Annotated in this window: 16 protein-coding genes; 12 read left to right on the top strand and 4 right to left on the bottom strand. The window is 70.8% G+C overall.

Annotated features, from left to right (window positions below):
- Positions 1-6: 6 nt before the first annotated feature.
- From ACZ4D5_RS10010 to ACZ4D5_RS09990, 5 genes are all read left to right on the top strand, one after another.
- A complete protein-coding gene (locus ACZ4D5_RS10010; RefSeq protein WP_467771860.1) occupies positions 7-567 on the top strand; it encodes a hypothetical protein in 561 nt (186 codons plus the stop codon).
- A gap of 131 nt (positions 568-698) precedes the next feature.
- Positions 699-2,108: an aminotransferase class III-fold pyridoxal phosphate-dependent enzyme gene (locus ACZ4D5_RS10005; protein ID WP_467771859.1), complete on the top strand. Its 1,410-nt coding sequence runs from the start codon at positions 699-701 to the stop codon at positions 2,106-2,108.
- A 138-nt stretch (positions 2,109-2,246) separates the two neighbouring features.
- The gene (locus ACZ4D5_RS10000; RefSeq protein WP_467771858.1) at positions 2,247-2,942 is read left to right on the top strand and encodes a GntR family transcriptional regulator; all 696 of its coding nucleotides are present in this window, start codon (positions 2,247-2,249) and stop codon (positions 2,940-2,942) included.
- Positions 2,939-5,398 (top strand): dolichyl-phosphate beta-glucosyltransferase, encoded by a 2,460-nt coding sequence (locus tag ACZ4D5_RS09995; RefSeq protein WP_467771857.1) that lies wholly within the window; start codon positions 2,939-2,941, stop codon positions 5,396-5,398. The genes ACZ4D5_RS10000 and ACZ4D5_RS09995 overlap by 4 nt, the downstream gene beginning before the upstream one ends.
- A 115-nt stretch (positions 5,399-5,513) precedes the next feature.
- Positions 5,514-6,164: a hypothetical protein gene (locus tag ACZ4D5_RS09990; RefSeq protein WP_467771856.1), complete on the top strand. Its 651-nt coding sequence runs from the start codon at positions 5,514-5,516 to the stop codon at positions 6,162-6,164.
- 243 nt (positions 6,165-6,407) lie between these two features.
- Here ACZ4D5_RS09990 and ACZ4D5_RS09985 read toward each other — a convergent pair whose 3' ends face one another.
- Positions 6,408-7,148, bottom strand: a complete 741-nt coding sequence (locus tag ACZ4D5_RS09985; RefSeq protein WP_467771855.1) for an SLATT domain-containing protein — start codon at positions 7,146-7,148, stop codon at positions 6,408-6,410.
- Between the two features lie 266 nt (positions 7,149-7,414).
- Between ACZ4D5_RS09985 and ACZ4D5_RS09980 the strand changes: the two genes are divergently transcribed.
- The 3 genes from ACZ4D5_RS09980 to ACZ4D5_RS09970 all read left to right on the top strand — a co-directional run bounded on the left by ACZ4D5_RS09980 (position 7,415) and on the right by ACZ4D5_RS09970 (position 9,152).
- Complete coding sequence (locus ACZ4D5_RS09980; RefSeq protein ID WP_362330415.1) at positions 7,415-7,756, top strand: YbaB/EbfC family nucleoid-associated protein; 342 nt, start codon at positions 7,415-7,417, stop codon at positions 7,754-7,756.
- A 99-nt stretch (positions 7,757-7,855) separates the two neighbouring features.
- Entirely contained in the window at positions 7,856-8,455 is a 600-nt protein-coding gene (recR, locus tag ACZ4D5_RS09975) for a recombination mediator RecR (RefSeq protein ID WP_055699206.1), read from the top strand.
- Positions 8,448-9,152, top strand: a complete 705-nt coding sequence (locus tag ACZ4D5_RS09970) for a DUF5063 domain-containing protein (RefSeq protein WP_467771854.1) — start codon at positions 8,448-8,450, stop codon at positions 9,150-9,152. The genes recR and ACZ4D5_RS09970 overlap by 8 nt, the downstream gene beginning before the upstream one ends.
- Before the next feature lie 12 nt (positions 9,153-9,164).
- Here the strand turns inward: ACZ4D5_RS09970 and ACZ4D5_RS09965 are convergent, their stop codons facing one another.
- Positions 9,165-9,683 (bottom strand): GtrA domain-containing protein, encoded by a 519-nt coding sequence (locus tag ACZ4D5_RS09965; protein ID WP_467771853.1) that lies wholly within the window; start codon positions 9,681-9,683, stop codon positions 9,165-9,167.
- Positions 9,684-10,072: 389 nt separating this feature from the next.
- Here ACZ4D5_RS09965 and ACZ4D5_RS09960 point away from each other — a divergent pair, with 389 nt between their 5' ends.
- Positions 10,073-10,498, top strand: coding sequence for a hypothetical protein (locus ACZ4D5_RS09960; protein ID WP_467771852.1), 426 nt, complete (start codon positions 10,073-10,075; stop codon positions 10,496-10,498).
- Positions 10,499-10,596: 98 nt separating this feature from the next.
- On the opposite strand, the gene ACZ4D5_RS09955 is transcribed toward ACZ4D5_RS09960, so the two are convergent.
- On the bottom strand, positions 10,597-11,013 hold the full coding sequence (locus ACZ4D5_RS09955; RefSeq protein ID WP_467771851.1) for a peptidase inhibitor family I36 protein: 417 nt from the start codon (positions 11,011-11,013) through the stop codon (positions 10,597-10,599).
- Positions 11,014-11,134: 121 nt separating this feature from the next.
- Positions 11,135-11,566, bottom strand: a complete 432-nt coding sequence (locus tag ACZ4D5_RS09950; protein WP_467771850.1) for a hypothetical protein — start codon at positions 11,564-11,566, stop codon at positions 11,135-11,137.
- A gap of 84 nt (positions 11,567-11,650) precedes the next feature.
- Here ACZ4D5_RS09950 and ACZ4D5_RS09945 point away from each other — a divergent pair, with 84 nt between their 5' ends.
- The 3 genes from ACZ4D5_RS09945 to ACZ4D5_RS09935 all read left to right on the top strand — a co-directional run bounded on the left by ACZ4D5_RS09945 (position 11,651) and on the right by ACZ4D5_RS09935 (position 13,110).
- Positions 11,651-12,445 (top strand): helix-turn-helix domain-containing protein, encoded by a 795-nt coding sequence (locus tag ACZ4D5_RS09945; protein ID WP_467771849.1) that lies wholly within the window; start codon positions 11,651-11,653, stop codon positions 12,443-12,445.
- Positions 12,442-12,642 (top strand): DUF397 domain-containing protein, encoded by a 201-nt coding sequence (locus ACZ4D5_RS09940; RefSeq protein ID WP_467771848.1) that lies wholly within the window; start codon positions 12,442-12,444, stop codon positions 12,640-12,642. Before ACZ4D5_RS09945 ends, ACZ4D5_RS09940 begins: the two co-directional genes overlap by 4 nt.
- A 75-nt stretch (positions 12,643-12,717) precedes the next feature.
- Positions 12,718-13,110: a Uma2 family endonuclease gene (locus ACZ4D5_RS09935; RefSeq protein WP_467771847.1), complete on the top strand. Its 393-nt coding sequence runs from the start codon at positions 12,718-12,720 to the stop codon at positions 13,108-13,110.
- Positions 13,111-13,148 lie beyond the last annotated feature (38 nt).

Below are 13,148 nucleotides of genomic sequence, written 5' to 3'. Positions count from 1 at the left end.
GGCGGGATGAGGAAGTGGCGGAGCGCCGTCGTCACGGCCGCGTGGGTGGCCGTGGGCACGGCGGCGGGGGCGCTGGGCGCCTGGCAGTTGGCCAGTTCGGACAGTGCGGGGGAATCGGCTCACAGCCGTCCTTTGGACGAGGCCGCCGTGCGGCGTGCCCTGGACGGCGCGAGGGCTGGTGGCGGTGGCGGTGCGTCGTCGCCCTCGGGTGCCGGATCTTCCTCGGGTTCGCCCTCCGGCGCCGGTTCGGCCTCTCCCTCCGGGAAGCCGAGTCGTACGCCCTCCTCCTCGCCCTCTCCCTCGCCCACCGCCGAGCGCTCCACCGTCCGGTTCACCGGTGGCTCCGCCACCGTCGAGTGCCGTGCCGACGGCACCGTCTATCTCGTCTCCTGGAGTCCCGCCGACGGGTTCCACATCGACGACGACGTGGAGCGCGGGCCCGCGGCCGTCGTGCGGCTCGAGGCCGAGCCGGGGGACGACGACGAGCAGGAGGACCTGCCGTACGAGATCCGGTGCGCGGCGGACGGGCCGCGGGCCAAGGTCGTGCCGGACACGGACGACGACTGATCCCGTACGACGACTGATTCCCCACGACGACGGGGCAGCGTCCCGCCCGCGACACTCTGTCGTGTTCCGCCCCACACGCCAGACAGGACGCCCATGTCGTGTCCACTCTGCGGACATTTACCCTCGGCCCCATGACCCCTCAGCCGAATCCCCAGGTCGGAGACAAGATGGGCGCCGCGCAGCGCCTCGTTGGAAAGGCGGTGGCGGGAGACGGGCGGGCCGTGAAGGCCGCGGACCGTGCGCACGTCTTTCACTCCTGGTCCGCACAGGAGCTCATCGACCCGCTGGCCGTCGCCGGTGCCGAAGGCTCGTACTTCTGGGACTACGACGGGAACCGTTACCTCGACTTCACCAGCGGCCTCGTCTACACCAACATCGGGTACCAGCACCCGAAGGTCGTCGCCGCGATCCAGGAGCAGGCGGCGACGATGACGACGTTCGCGCCCGCCTTCGCCGTCGAGGCCCGCTCCGAGGCCGCACGCCTCATCGCCGAGCGGACCCCCGGCGACCTGGACAAGATCTTCTTCACGAACGCCGGCGCCGACGCCGTCGAGCACGCCACCCGCATGGCCCGTCTGCACACGGGCCGCCCCAAGGTGCTCTCCGCCTACCGCTCGTACCACGGCGGCACCCATCAGGCGATCAACCTCACCGGCGACCCGCGCCGTTGGGCCTCCGACACCGGCACGGCGGGCGTCGTCCGATTCTGGGCGCCGTTCCTGTACCGCTCCCGCTTCTACGCCGAGACCGAGCAGCAGGAGTGCGAGCGCGCCCTCCAGCACCTCGAGGACACCATCGTCTACGAGGGTCCGCAGACGGTCGCGGCGATCATCCTGGAGACCGTGCCCGGCACCGCGGGCATCATGGTCCCGCCGCCCGGCTACCTCGCGGGCGTCCGCGCGCTGTGCGACAAGTACGGCATCGTCTTCGTCCTGGACGAGGTCATGGCGGGCTTCGGCCGCACCGGCGAGTGGTTCGCCGCCGACCTCTTCGACGTCGTGCCGGACCTGATGACCTTCGCCAAGGGCGTGAACTCCGGCTACGTGCCGCTCGGTGGCGTCGCCATCTCCGGGAAGATCGCGGAGACCTTCGCCGAGCGGCCCTACCCGGGCGGGCTCACCTACTCCGGGCACCCGCTGGCCTGCGCCGCCGCCGTCGCGACGATGAACGTCATGGCGCAGGAGCGCGTCGTCGAGCACGCCGCGAACCTGGGCGCCCAGGTCATCGAGCCGGGCCTGCGCGCCCTCGCCGAGCGCCACCCGAGCGTGGGCGAGGTGCGGGGCGTCGGCATGTTCTGGGCCCTCGAGCTGGTCAGGAACCGGGAGACCCGCGAGCCCCTGGTCCCCTACAACGCCACCGGCGAGGCGAACGCCCCCATGGCGGCGTTCGGCGCGGCGGCGAAGAAGAACGGCCTGTGGCCCTTCATCAACATGAACCGCACCCACGTCGTCCCGCCGTGCAACATCACGGAGGCAGAGGCGAAGGAGGGCCTGGCGGCCCTGGACGCTGCGTTGTCGGTGGCGGACGACTACACGGTGTGACCGAGAGCTCGGGGAAGGGTGGGCACACCCCGAAGCTGCCGGGCACCTGTCAACTGGGCCTCAGCTCCTCGGAACCCCGACCACGTAGTCTGACGTGCTCGTAAGCGACCACGTACACGGACTCCGCGGGGGAAAAAGATGCCCGGCACCGACGGCCCCGCCGTCATCCGCAGCACTCTGCGCCAGCAGATCGCCGACGCCCTCCGTGACGAGGTCCTGGCCGGCAGACTGCAGCCCGGCCAGGAGTTCACGGTGAAGGAGATCGCCGAGCAGTACGGCGTCTCCGCGACGCCCGTCCGCGAGGCCCTGGTGAACCTCACCGCCCAGGGCCTCCTGGACGCCGACCAGCACCGCGGCTTCCGCGTCCACGAGCACACCCTGGACGACTACCGCGGCATGCTGGAGGCCCGCGGCCTCGTCGCCGACGGCATCTTCCGCGACCTCGCGGAGCACGGCGCCGAGCGCGGCGACCTGGGCGACGCCCTGCTCTCCGTACGCCGCCGCGGCGAGGAGGCCGCCCGCGCGGCCTGCGCGGGCGACCTGACCGTCCTGATCGGCTACGACCTCCGCTTCTGGCGCGAGCTCAGCGCCCTCTTCGGCAACCCCTACCTCTCCGAATTCCTGCACCGCCTGCGCGTGAAGTCCTGGGTCTGCGCCGTCACCCACCTCCGCCGCTGGAGCGAGGGCGGCGGCGACCTGCGCGGCACCCTCTGGTCCCGGCACACCGAGCTCGTCGACGCCCTGGTGCGCCGCGACCCGGCGGCCGCCCACGCGATCGTCAGGGAGTACAACGCGCACTCCCTGGCCCTCGTCGAGCGGCTGGCCGCCGCATGAGCGTCGAACTGTCCGTCGTCGTCCCCGCGTACAACGAGGAGCGGCGCCTGGGGCCCTCGCTGGCCGCGATCCGCGAGTACCTCGACGCCACGGAGCGCGGGGAGTGGGAGGTGATCGTCGTCGACGACGGCTCCACCGACCGCACCGCGGAGATCGCCGCGGAGGCGGCCGCCGCCGACCCCCGCGTCCAGCTCGTCCGCGGCGAGCGCAACCGCGGCAAGGGCCACGCCCTGCGCCTCGGCGTCCTCGCCTCGTACGGCCGCCGCGTCCTGGTCACCGACGCGGACCTCGCCGCGCCGATCGAGGAGCTCGACGTCCTCGACAAGGCGCTCACCGACGGGCACGCGGCCGCGATCGGCTCGCGCGCCCGGCCCGGCGCGAGCATCGGCAGACACCAGCACCGCCTGCGCGAGCTCCTGGGGCGTACCGGCAACTTCCTCATACGCTCGGTCGCCGTCCCCGGGATCCGCGACACCCAGTGCGGATTCAAGCTCTTCGACGGCGACCGGGCACGCGAGGCGTTCGCCGCTTCCCGGCTGCACGGCTGGGGCATCGACGTCGAGATACTGCAGTACTTCCGGCGGGCCGGCTGGCCCGTCTCCGAGGTCCCCGTGCGCTGGTCCCACCAGGAGGGATCGAAGGTCAGGCCGCTGGACTACGCCAGGGTCCTCGCCGAGCTGACCGTCCTCAAGGCCCGCGCGGTCCGCCGCGCCGACATCCTGGCCGCGCTCCTCTTCCTGGCCTTCTCGGTCATCCTCTACTCGGGCCGCCTGGTCTCGCCCGACCACCGCTACATCCCCGACTCGATGCAGGACCAGAACCAGTGGGAGTGGTTCTTCGCGGTGACGGCGGACAACGTCCGCCACCTCCAGAACCCCCTGTTCACCACCCTCCAGAACGTGCCGGACGGCGTGAACCTCATGGCCAACACGGTCATGCTCGGCCTCTCCGTCCCGCTCGCCCCGGTGACCTGGCTCCTCGGCCCCGCGGCCGCCCTGAACGTCGCGATGACCGGCGGCCTGACCCTCACCGCGCTCGCCTGGTACCGGCTGATCCTGCGGCGCCTCGTGTCCCACCGGGGCGCGGCCGCCGTCGGCGCCGCCCTCGCCGCGTTCGCGCCGCCGATGGTCAGCCACGGCAACGCCCACCCGAACTTCGTCGTCCTGTTCATGATCCCGCTGATCATCGACAGGGCCCTGCGGCTGTGCGAGGGCACCCGCGTCGTGCGCGACGGGGTCGTTCTCGGGCTCTGCACGACGTACCAGATCTTCCTGGGCGAGGAGCCGCTGCTGCTCGCCGCGCTCGGCATGGTGCTCTTCGCCCTCGCGTACGCGGCCGTACGCCGTGACGTGGCGAGGGCGTCCTGGCGCCCCCTCGCGCGCGGCATCGGCATCGCCCTCGCGGTCTGCGTCCCGCTGGTCGCCTTCCCGCTGTACTGGCAGTTCTTCGGCCCGCAGAGCTACAAGAGCGTGCTGCACGGCGACAACGCCGGCAACAGCCCGCTGGCCTTCGTCTCCTTCGCCGAGCGCTCCCTCGCGGGCGACAGGGAGTCCGCGAGCGCCCTGTCGATGAACCCCACCGAGCAGAACGCCTTCTACGGCTGGCCGCTCGCCGCCCTCGCCTTCGCGATCGTCGTACGCCTCTGGGAGCGCGCGGTGGTCAAGGCGCTGGCGTTCACCGCCGTCGCCGCGGCGCTCCTGTCGCTGGGCCCGAAGTTCCGCGTCCCCCGCACGGACATCGTGCTCCCGGGGCCGTGGGCGCTGCTCTCCGACCGCCCGCTCTTCGAGTCCGTCATCGAGTCACGCGTGGCGATGGTGTGCGCCCCGGCGCTCGGCATGCTGCTCGCGCTGGCACTCGCCGGTCTGCTGCGGGCGCCCCGGCGCACGCTCCGGCACGACGGTCCGGTGGCCGGCGCCGTCTCCGGGCCCGCGCGGTTCGCGGGCCTGGCGGCCGTCGCCGTCGCGCTGCTGCCGATCGTGCCCGCGCCGCTCAGGGCCGTGGACCGGGTCGACGTCCCGCCGTTCATCGCGCAGGGCACCTGGCGCTCGTACCTGGGCGAGGGCGAGACCCTCGTGCCGGTGCCCGTCCCCGACCCCGCCAACGCGGAGGGCCTGCACTGGCAGACCACCGCCGACCTGGGCTTCCGCATCCCCGGCGGCTACTTCAACGGGCCCTGGGGCCCGGACCGCGTCGGCATCTACGGCCCCTCGCCCCGCAACACGTCGAACCTCCTGCGCGACGTCCGCACCCTGGGCCGCGTCCCGAAGGTCACGCCCGCCTGGCGCGCCGCGGCCCGCGAGGACCTGGCGTTCTGGAAGGCGGGCCTCCTGGTCCTCGCCCCGCAGCCGAACGACCAGGAACTGCGCCTGACCGTGGAGGCACTTGTCGGCCAACCCGGAAAGTGGGTGGGCGGCGTATGGATATGGGACCTGCACCGGGGCAGCCAGAGGACATGAGGCCCGACTACGCTGCCGTCACGCGAGGCGACGCACAGCGACGCGACTCCGTTCGCTGACCCTGCCCATGTCCTTGTGCCCTTGTCCTTGTGCGACCTGACCCGAGGAGTCCTTCTTGGCCTGCGACCTATGGCTGGTCCCGCTCGTCGACGTGCTGTGCCACAGCGCGGACAACCCCTTCGCGGAAGAGCTCGCCGCCTACGACAAGGCGCTCCACGAGGCCGGGCTGCCACCCGTCCCCGTCTTCGCCTACATGCCGGGCCTGTCCGGCGACGTCGCCCCGGTCGCGGGCTTCGACTACGACGCCCTGCACTTCCTGCGGCGCGCCTATCTCCTGCGGATCTGCGGTCTGGAGGTCACGCCGGTCGACGAGCTGGGCGGAGACTACGAACAGCTCCTGGAGATGTTCGACGCCACGGCCCAGCAGTCGCACCTCGTCTGGCACTACGACCACGCGGGCGCGTACGTCCCCGTCGACTTCCCCGCACCGCTCTCCAACGACGAACTCCTGGCGGGCGGCGGCCCGCTGGGCTCCTCCCAGGCGCTCCTGCGCGAGCTGGAGTTCGTGGCCCCGTCGATCGGCATAGACCCGGCGAACCCACCTCTTGCCCCGGCCCCACCGCCGTCCCCCACCTCCTTGGAAGAACCGGCGGCGGCACCGCCCCCGGACACGAGCCCCTTCGCCAGGGAACGTCACGTCTGGCTGGGCCTGCACGCGGCCACGACGAGGAGCCTGGCGCAGGGCTCCATGATCATCTACAGCTGACGGCACTTGGACGCCATGTCGGGTGGCGCCGCCGACACCGGTGCGCAGCGCCAGCGCGATGACTGCGGCCTGACTTTGCCGGGCTCATTCCGGTGGAGCTGACCTGCGGCTATTCGGCCGACGGTGAAGCCATGGCCTTCTCGTCGGGGGGGGGGGCGTGGTGAGGGCGTGGGCGATGCCGGTGTCGAGGCCGGCGTCGTACCCATCGTTGTAGGCCAGGCAGCACCCCGGCACCCCGCACCCTCACCGAGGCTCCGGCGGCCGCTGCCGAGGCATGTTCGGCCGGGCCCCCGGCGGCAACGGAAAGCGTCCGGGGGCAGCGGGGGCCTCCCCCCGCACACCCCCCGGCGCCAAGGCCTGCATCGCCAGCGGCACGGGCCCCGCCCGAAACTCCACCATCCAGTCCGACGTCTCCGCCCGCACCAGCTCCGTCACGTCCTCGGAGAACTTCCGCAGCACCCCGAGGCACCGCTCGGCCGCCTCTCCCGCGGTCCCCTCCGTGGGCCCGAGAACCTCCCGCACACTCTCCGACGCCCAGTCGAACTGCAGCACCTGCAACCGCCGCTGCACGGCCTGCGCGGTGGCCACGTTCCGCATCCACCCGGACGTGAGCCCGAAGAACCGGTCGCACCCCACGCACGCCACCCCGGCGAGCAGCGACACGAACCCCCAGGTGGCCACGTCTCCCACGGCCCCGGCGAGATCGAGCAGCGGCAGCACGCCCGCGCCCACGGCGCCCAGCGCGGCGCCCACCCGCAGCAGCCGCGCCCCCCGGCGCTTCAGGGCGCGGTCGGCGAGGTACCACTCGGCGGTGTTCAGGGCGCCGCGCTCCACCCACCGGTACAGCTCGTCGAGCCGCTCGGCGGGTTCGCCCCAGTCGCCGAGGGGGAAGGCCCGCCCGGTGAGATCGCCGAGCCGCGCACCCGCCCCCGAACCCTGCCCCTCGGGGGGCACCCCCTCGGGCTGCATCTCCGGCTGGCTCACCCGGCACTCCCTCTTGACGTGACGATCGGCGCTGAAACGATCGATGCTGATGCGCAGCACAAGTCCTACCGCCCAATGGGTGGCCATGAGCCCGCTTTCACGGCTTTTCCGCCCGGAAGAGGTGCTTGATCAGGTATAGGAGGACGGCCGATCTCACTCGAAAGAGTGCTGGGGCGATGCCGCCCCCGACCACGTAGGCTCGGTCCAGGCGGATACCCCGCCCCTTGAACAAGCTCATCGCACCCGTGAGAAACCAGGAGCTGATCGTGATCCCCGGTGGTGGCCAGCCCAACATGCAGCAGCTGCTCCAGCAGGCCCAGAAGATGCAGCAGGACCTCGCGGCGGCGCAGGAGGAACTGGCGCGCACGGAGGTCGACGGCCAGGCGGGCGGCGGCCTCGTCAAGGCGACCGTCACCGGCTCCGGCGAGCTGCGTGGCCTGGTGATCGACCCGAAGGCGGTCGACCCCGAGGACACGGAGACGCTGGCGGACCTGGTCGTCGCGGCGGTCCAGGCGGCCAACGAGAACGCGCAGGCGCTGCAGCAGCAGAAGCTGGGCCCGCTGGCCCAGGGGCTGGGCGGCGGCGGCATGCCGGGCCTTCCCTTCTAAGAAACCCCCCGGCCAACTACCGTAGGCAGAGACCCGACACCCTCTGCAGAACTCCAGAAGTTCGGGACTCAGAACTTCACATTTCCAGGAAGGCGTTCCGTGTACGAAGGCGTGGTTCAGGACCTCATCGACGAGCTGGGCAGGCTGCCCGGCGTCGGTCCCAAGAGCGCGCAGCGGATCGCCTTCCACGTCCTGCAGGCCGAGCCCACGGACGTGCGCCGCCTGGCGCACGCGCTCCTGGAGGTCAAGGACAAGGTCCGCTTCTGCGCGACGTGTGGGAACGTCGCGCAGGAGGAGCTCTGCAACATCTGCCGCGACGCGCGCCGCGACCCGTCGGTGATCTGCGTGGTGGAGGAGCCGAAGGACGTCGTCGCCATCGAACGGACCCGCGAGTTCCGGGGCCGGTACCACGTCCTGGGCGGCGCGATCAGCCCGATCGAGGGCGTCGGGCCGGACGACCTGCGCATACGGGAACTCCTCGCGCGCCTGGCCGACGGCACGGTCACGGAACTGATCCTGGCGACGGACCCGAACCTGGAGGGCGAGGCCACGGCGACGTACCTCGCGCGCATGATCAAGCCCATGGGCCTGAAGGTCACCCGCCTGGCCAGCGGACTCCCTGTCGGGGGAGATCTGGAATACGCGGACGAGGTCACCCTGGGCCGCGCTTTCGAGGGGAGACGACTCCTAGATGTCTAGCAACCCGCAGCCGAAGGCACCGCAGGCGGAATCCGAACCGGGCGGCAAGCTGATCCACTCCACGGCCCAGGACCCGAACGACTTCGCGGTCCAGATCTCGGACCAGATCGAGAGCTTCATCGTCGCGGTCACGGAAGTGGCCAAGGGCGACGAGCCCGACTCGGCGGTCCCCTTCCTCCTCCTGGAGGTCTCCCAACTCCTCCTGGCCGGCGGCAGGCTGGGCGCGCACGAGGACATCGTCCCCGAGGAGCGGTACGAGCCGGACCTCGGCCCGGAGGCGGACGTGGACGACCTCCGCGAACGCCTCGCGATGCTCCTGGACCCGGTGGACGTCTACTCCGAGGTCTTCGATCCGTACGAGCCCCGCAAGGCCCCGGTGGCGCACCGCATCTCGGACGACTTCGCGGACGTGGTCGCGGACCTCTCCCACGGCCTGGCCCACTACCGCGCGGGCCGCACGGTCGAGGCCCTGTGGTGGTGGCAGTTCTCGTACTTCTCCAACTGGGGAAGCACGGCGTCGGCGGCGCTCCGGGCCCTCCAGTCCCTGGTGGCGCACGTCCGCCTGAACCAGCCCCTTGAGGACCTCGACGGCCTGGACACGGACGAGGACCTGACGGAGGACCTCCTCGCGGAGGAGGCCGGCAAGGTGATGGCGGAGGAGATCGCGGGCCCGCTGGGGCTGCGGACGGTGAAGTAGGCCGAACCCGCCTCAGGCGGCGGGGCAGAGCGCGGCGGTGTCCACTCCCGCCCGCGCGGGAAGCGCCGCGGGCACGGCGGGCGCGGTGGCGGTGGTGACCTGCGACCGCTTCCGCGCGAAGACGACGAGCCGCAGCACGACGAACCGCGCGACCCCGGCGAGCGCGGAGGCGGACAGGTAGACGACCTGTTCGAGCACGGCGCCGGGCGCGACCACGAACATCTGCAGCACGGCCATCGCCAGGCAGGTCACCACGTACGCGGCGGCCGCGGACCCGGCCGACTGCGCATGCTGCCGCGCGGTCGCGCGCCCGCCCGCGCCGAAGGTGAACCGGGCGTGCAGCTCGGTGGCGAGCAGGGTGGACACCACGGTGACGAGGGCGTTGGCGACCACCCAGGGAATCCAGGACCCCAGCCCCGCCACGGCGAAGCTGGAAGCGACCCCGACCCCACCCCCACAGAGCACGAACCGCGCGAAGGCGCCGAAGGCGCCGGGCGGGGCGGCCTGCGGCCCGCTCTGTGCTGTCTCCATGACCCCACCCCTTTGATGTCCGTCTGACGCACTCCGTGTGCGGCGGTGGCGCCATCATGGCACACGAATGGCACCACGGGGAGTGGTCTGTGGCGCCGAAGTGCGGTGGGGTTGATGAATGCGCAGGTGGAACCGGTGGCACCATCTTGAATTCGGGTGACTCACGCGAAAGTTTCTGGCGTCTTCGGTGGCACCGTGAAGCCATCTGACCTGTGACTTCATGGATGTCGGCCGTGTTGGCGCCACGACGTGACGCCATGAATGGCTCGACGTGGCGCCATTGTTGTGCCACAGTGAAGCCACGCCAACACGGCGGACCGAGAACACAGCCGATCGAGCACAGCCGATCAGGCACGGCCGATCGAGCCGATCAAAAGGAGCGCGCAACCATGACTGCGACCACTGCCACCACCGCCCTCGCCGACCAGGACAAGACCACCCTGCGTGCCGCCGCGTACGGCGCCGTCTCGCTGCTGGCCGCGGCCGACGCCGCGGGCTCGCCGCACAAGGTCGCCACGCACGGCAGCATCGCGCTGGCCTCGGCGACGGGCCTGGTCGGCCACGTGCTCACGGACTTCCCCAAGGGTGGCGACCTGAGCGGCAAGTCGGTGGCGGAGCTGGCCGACCGCGTCCTTCCGGCCCTCACGGAGGCCATGACCCTGCTCGCCGAGCAGGCCCCGGCGGAGGCGGCCAACTTCCGCGGCACGGTCCTGATGGCCCTCGAAACGGGCGCCCGCGCCCGCCGCAAGGGCGAGCCGACCCCCGCGATGACGGAGATGACCCGCAAGATCACGGAGGCGCTCGACGCAGCGTGATGTGCGGGACGTACGAGAGGGCGCCGCACCAGGGCCCTCGGCGTCCAGTGGGCGCCGAGGGCCTTCGTGTGCCGGGAGCAGGCTGCTTCCAGGACCGGTCAGCTGAACTTCCAGGCAACTGACTTAAGAGAAACGCCACTTGGCCACGCGTCGCCGTTGAAGTCGCTCTTGGTGCCGGCGGCCCACGCGAAGTGGTAGGCCCCGCTGTGGTTGTACCCGGGGTAGAGGTAGGCGACGGAGGGGATGCCGCTGCCCGTCCTGCCGTTGTTGCGGTAGGACTTGAACTTGCGGGTGTTGCACGACTCGGTGATCCACCGGTTGATGTTGATGTCGGTGTAGCAGCGCTGTCCCTTGCCTCCCTGACTGGTCCAGAGGCAGACGTACCCCTTGGGGCAGTCCCACGCCGCCGGCGCGGCCTGACGCGGTGCGGCCTGGGCGCTCGCCGGAGCGGCGAGCAGCGCCGCTCCGGCCGCGGCAGCGGCTCCAGAAGCGATCACGGTGCGAAGTGCTTTCACTGATGTCTCCTCCTTGGCAAGAAGGGGTCACGCGGGAGGGCTCTCCCGTGGAGCGCCGACCGCACAGCCGCGGCGACGACAGCACAGTGCTCCGGACGCTCCGGCGCCGGAACCTTGGATGTCAGAGGTGGCGTTCCCTTCGGGTGCTCGCTCGTGCGATCTCCTCGTGCGCGGCGAGCAGTTGGGCCGGGTCCACGTACGGTGCCGTAGTCGTGGGCTCCGAATACCACTGCAGCGGCCACGTGTTGCCGTTCAGCGCCGGTACGCCGATGTACGTGACCGTGCGGCACCCCGCCCCGCCGAAGCGTTGTACGCCGAGCGGCCAGGTGTGGTCCTTGGCGGTGCCCGGGGCCAGCAGGAAGTACATCCAGCGGAAGCCGGTCGCTTCGCAGATGACGGGTCCGGCGTCACCGTCCGTCGCCTCGATCAGGTCGGCGGCGACCTGTTCCCCTCGTACGCCCTGAATGCGCAGCGCGTCGAAGTGGACGCCGGACACCCGGAGTTGGTGCCCGGCCACTGGGACCCACTCGGGCCAGTGAATTGCGTTCGTCATGGCTACAGAGTGGGGAGTGCGGGGTTACGCTCGGTAGTGACTGAGGGGATACACGCCGGGGTGTATCGGTCGGAGGTGGGCGCTGTGTCCGTTCAGTACAACCCGACGTGGCGGTACAGCGGGAACCAGTTGAAGCGGTGGCGTACGAAGGCGAACGTCACGCGTGAGGAACTGGGGGCTGCCGCCAATTACGCGCCGGACACCATCAAGGCCATGGAGCAGGGTGTGCGCATGCCCACGGCTCGGGTCTTGGATGCGGCGGATGAGCTGTGCCGGGCGGAAGGCTTGCTGAGTGCGGCCAAGGAGTACGTGAAGGCGGAGAAGTTTCCGGCGCGGGCTCAGGACTTCATGGTGTACGAGCGTGAAGCAGTCAGCCTGTGGTGGTACGAAGTGGCGCTGGTCCCTGGTTTGTTGCAGACGGAGCCCTACGCGAGGGCGTTGATCGGGACCCACTGCCCGCCGCTCGATGAGGAGACGGTGGATCAGCGAGTCGCTGCGAGGCTGGAGCGTCAGGAAATCCTCACTCGTACGTCTCCGGTAGCGATCAGCTTCGTCGTGTACGAGGCCGTGCTGCGGGTTCCCCAAGTGGACAAGGGGCAGTTGCTCCGTCTGCTTGATGTGGGGCGCCGGAGCAACATCTCGGTGCAGGTCCTGCCGTTCGGTCGAGCGATCTCAGCCGCCCTGCTGGGACCGATGGTGCTGCTGGAGACCCGGGACCGTGAGCGGCTGGCATTTACGGAGGGACCGTCGACGAGCGTGCTCACTTCCGAGCCAGAGGTGGTGAGTTCGCACACTGAGCGACTTAGCATGATCCGTATGGAGGCCCTCGGCACCGAGGAGTCGTCCCTCTTCATCAAGCGGATGGCGGAGGAACTGTGAGCGAGCACCTGACCTGGTTCAAGTCGAGCTACAGCGACTCCGAAGGCGGCGCTTGCCTGGAACTCGCCCTGAACCGACGCCGATTCCCGCCCGTCGCCGTCCACATCCGCGACTCAAAACTCCCCGCAAGCCCCGAGCTCACCGTCTCCGTCCCGGCCTGGGCCACCTTCATCGCCGCAGTTCAGCCCGGAGCTTGAGCCCCGGGACCCGAGCTCTTCCCTGGGTCTGGTCAGTGGGTGAAATGAACCCAACCGACCTGCCCAGAAGGGGAGTTGAGGGTTCCGTCACCCCAGGCGTTGCAGGTTCCGGCCTACAGGGCGGGGCGGGCTCGGGCGGATGGCGCCCTGGCTCCGCTCGATCACTTTGCGGACCAGGAAGGCGAGTGGGGAGACCCAGGAGGCGTCCTCATGGCCGTTGAGGTCACCTCCTACGATCGCGACACCGACCGCCGCGACCGCCACGAGAAGCGTCACGGATACGCCCGCGCCGGCATCCCCCTCTACCTCCTCATCGACCGGGACAGCGACACACTCACCGTGTTCAGCGACCCGCACGACGATGACTGCCGGCATACCTCCTCGCACGCGTACGGCGCCACGGTCGAACTCCCCGCCCCCGTCGCCATCACCCTCGACACCGAGAAGCTGAAGGACTACGCGGGCTGAATCCCGGCCGGAGGCCTGTGACCCGCCCCACTTTCCGG

Source organism: Streptomyces sp. NPDC025651 (genome assembly GCF_055558735.1).
The sequence above is the reverse complement of the archived record's forward strand: the minus strand, read 5'-3'. Positions and strand labels throughout refer to the sequence as shown.

Bases quoted from the DNA above. Each gene is read 5' to 3' on its own strand.
- ACZ4D5_RS09950 (WP_467771850.1), bottom strand. From the start codon at position 11,566: ATGACGAACGCAATTCACTGGCCCGAGTGGGTCCCAGTGGCCGGGCAC.
- ACZ4D5_RS10000 (WP_467771858.1), top strand. From the start codon at position 2,247: ATGCCCGGCACCGACGGCCCCGCCGTCATCCGCAGCACTCTGCGCCAG.
- ACZ4D5_RS10010 (WP_467771860.1), top strand. From the start codon at position 7: ATGAGGAAGTGGCGGAGCGCCGTCGTCACGGCCGCGTGGGTGGCCGTG.
- ACZ4D5_RS09965 (WP_467771853.1), bottom strand. From the start codon at position 9,683: ATGGAGACAGCACAGAGCGGGCCGCAGGCCGCCCCGCCCGGCGCCTTC.
- ACZ4D5_RS09960 (WP_467771852.1), top strand. From the start codon at position 10,073: ATGACTGCGACCACTGCCACCACCGCCCTCGCCGACCAGGACAAGACC.
- ACZ4D5_RS09995 (WP_467771857.1), top strand. From the start codon at position 2,939: ATGAGCGTCGAACTGTCCGTCGTCGTCCCCGCGTACAACGAGGAGCGG.
- ACZ4D5_RS10005 (WP_467771859.1), top strand. From the start codon at position 699: ATGACCCCTCAGCCGAATCCCCAGGTCGGAGACAAGATGGGCGCCGCG.
- ACZ4D5_RS09970 (WP_467771854.1), top strand. From the start codon at position 8,448: ATGTCTAGCAACCCGCAGCCGAAGGCACCGCAGGCGGAATCCGAACCG.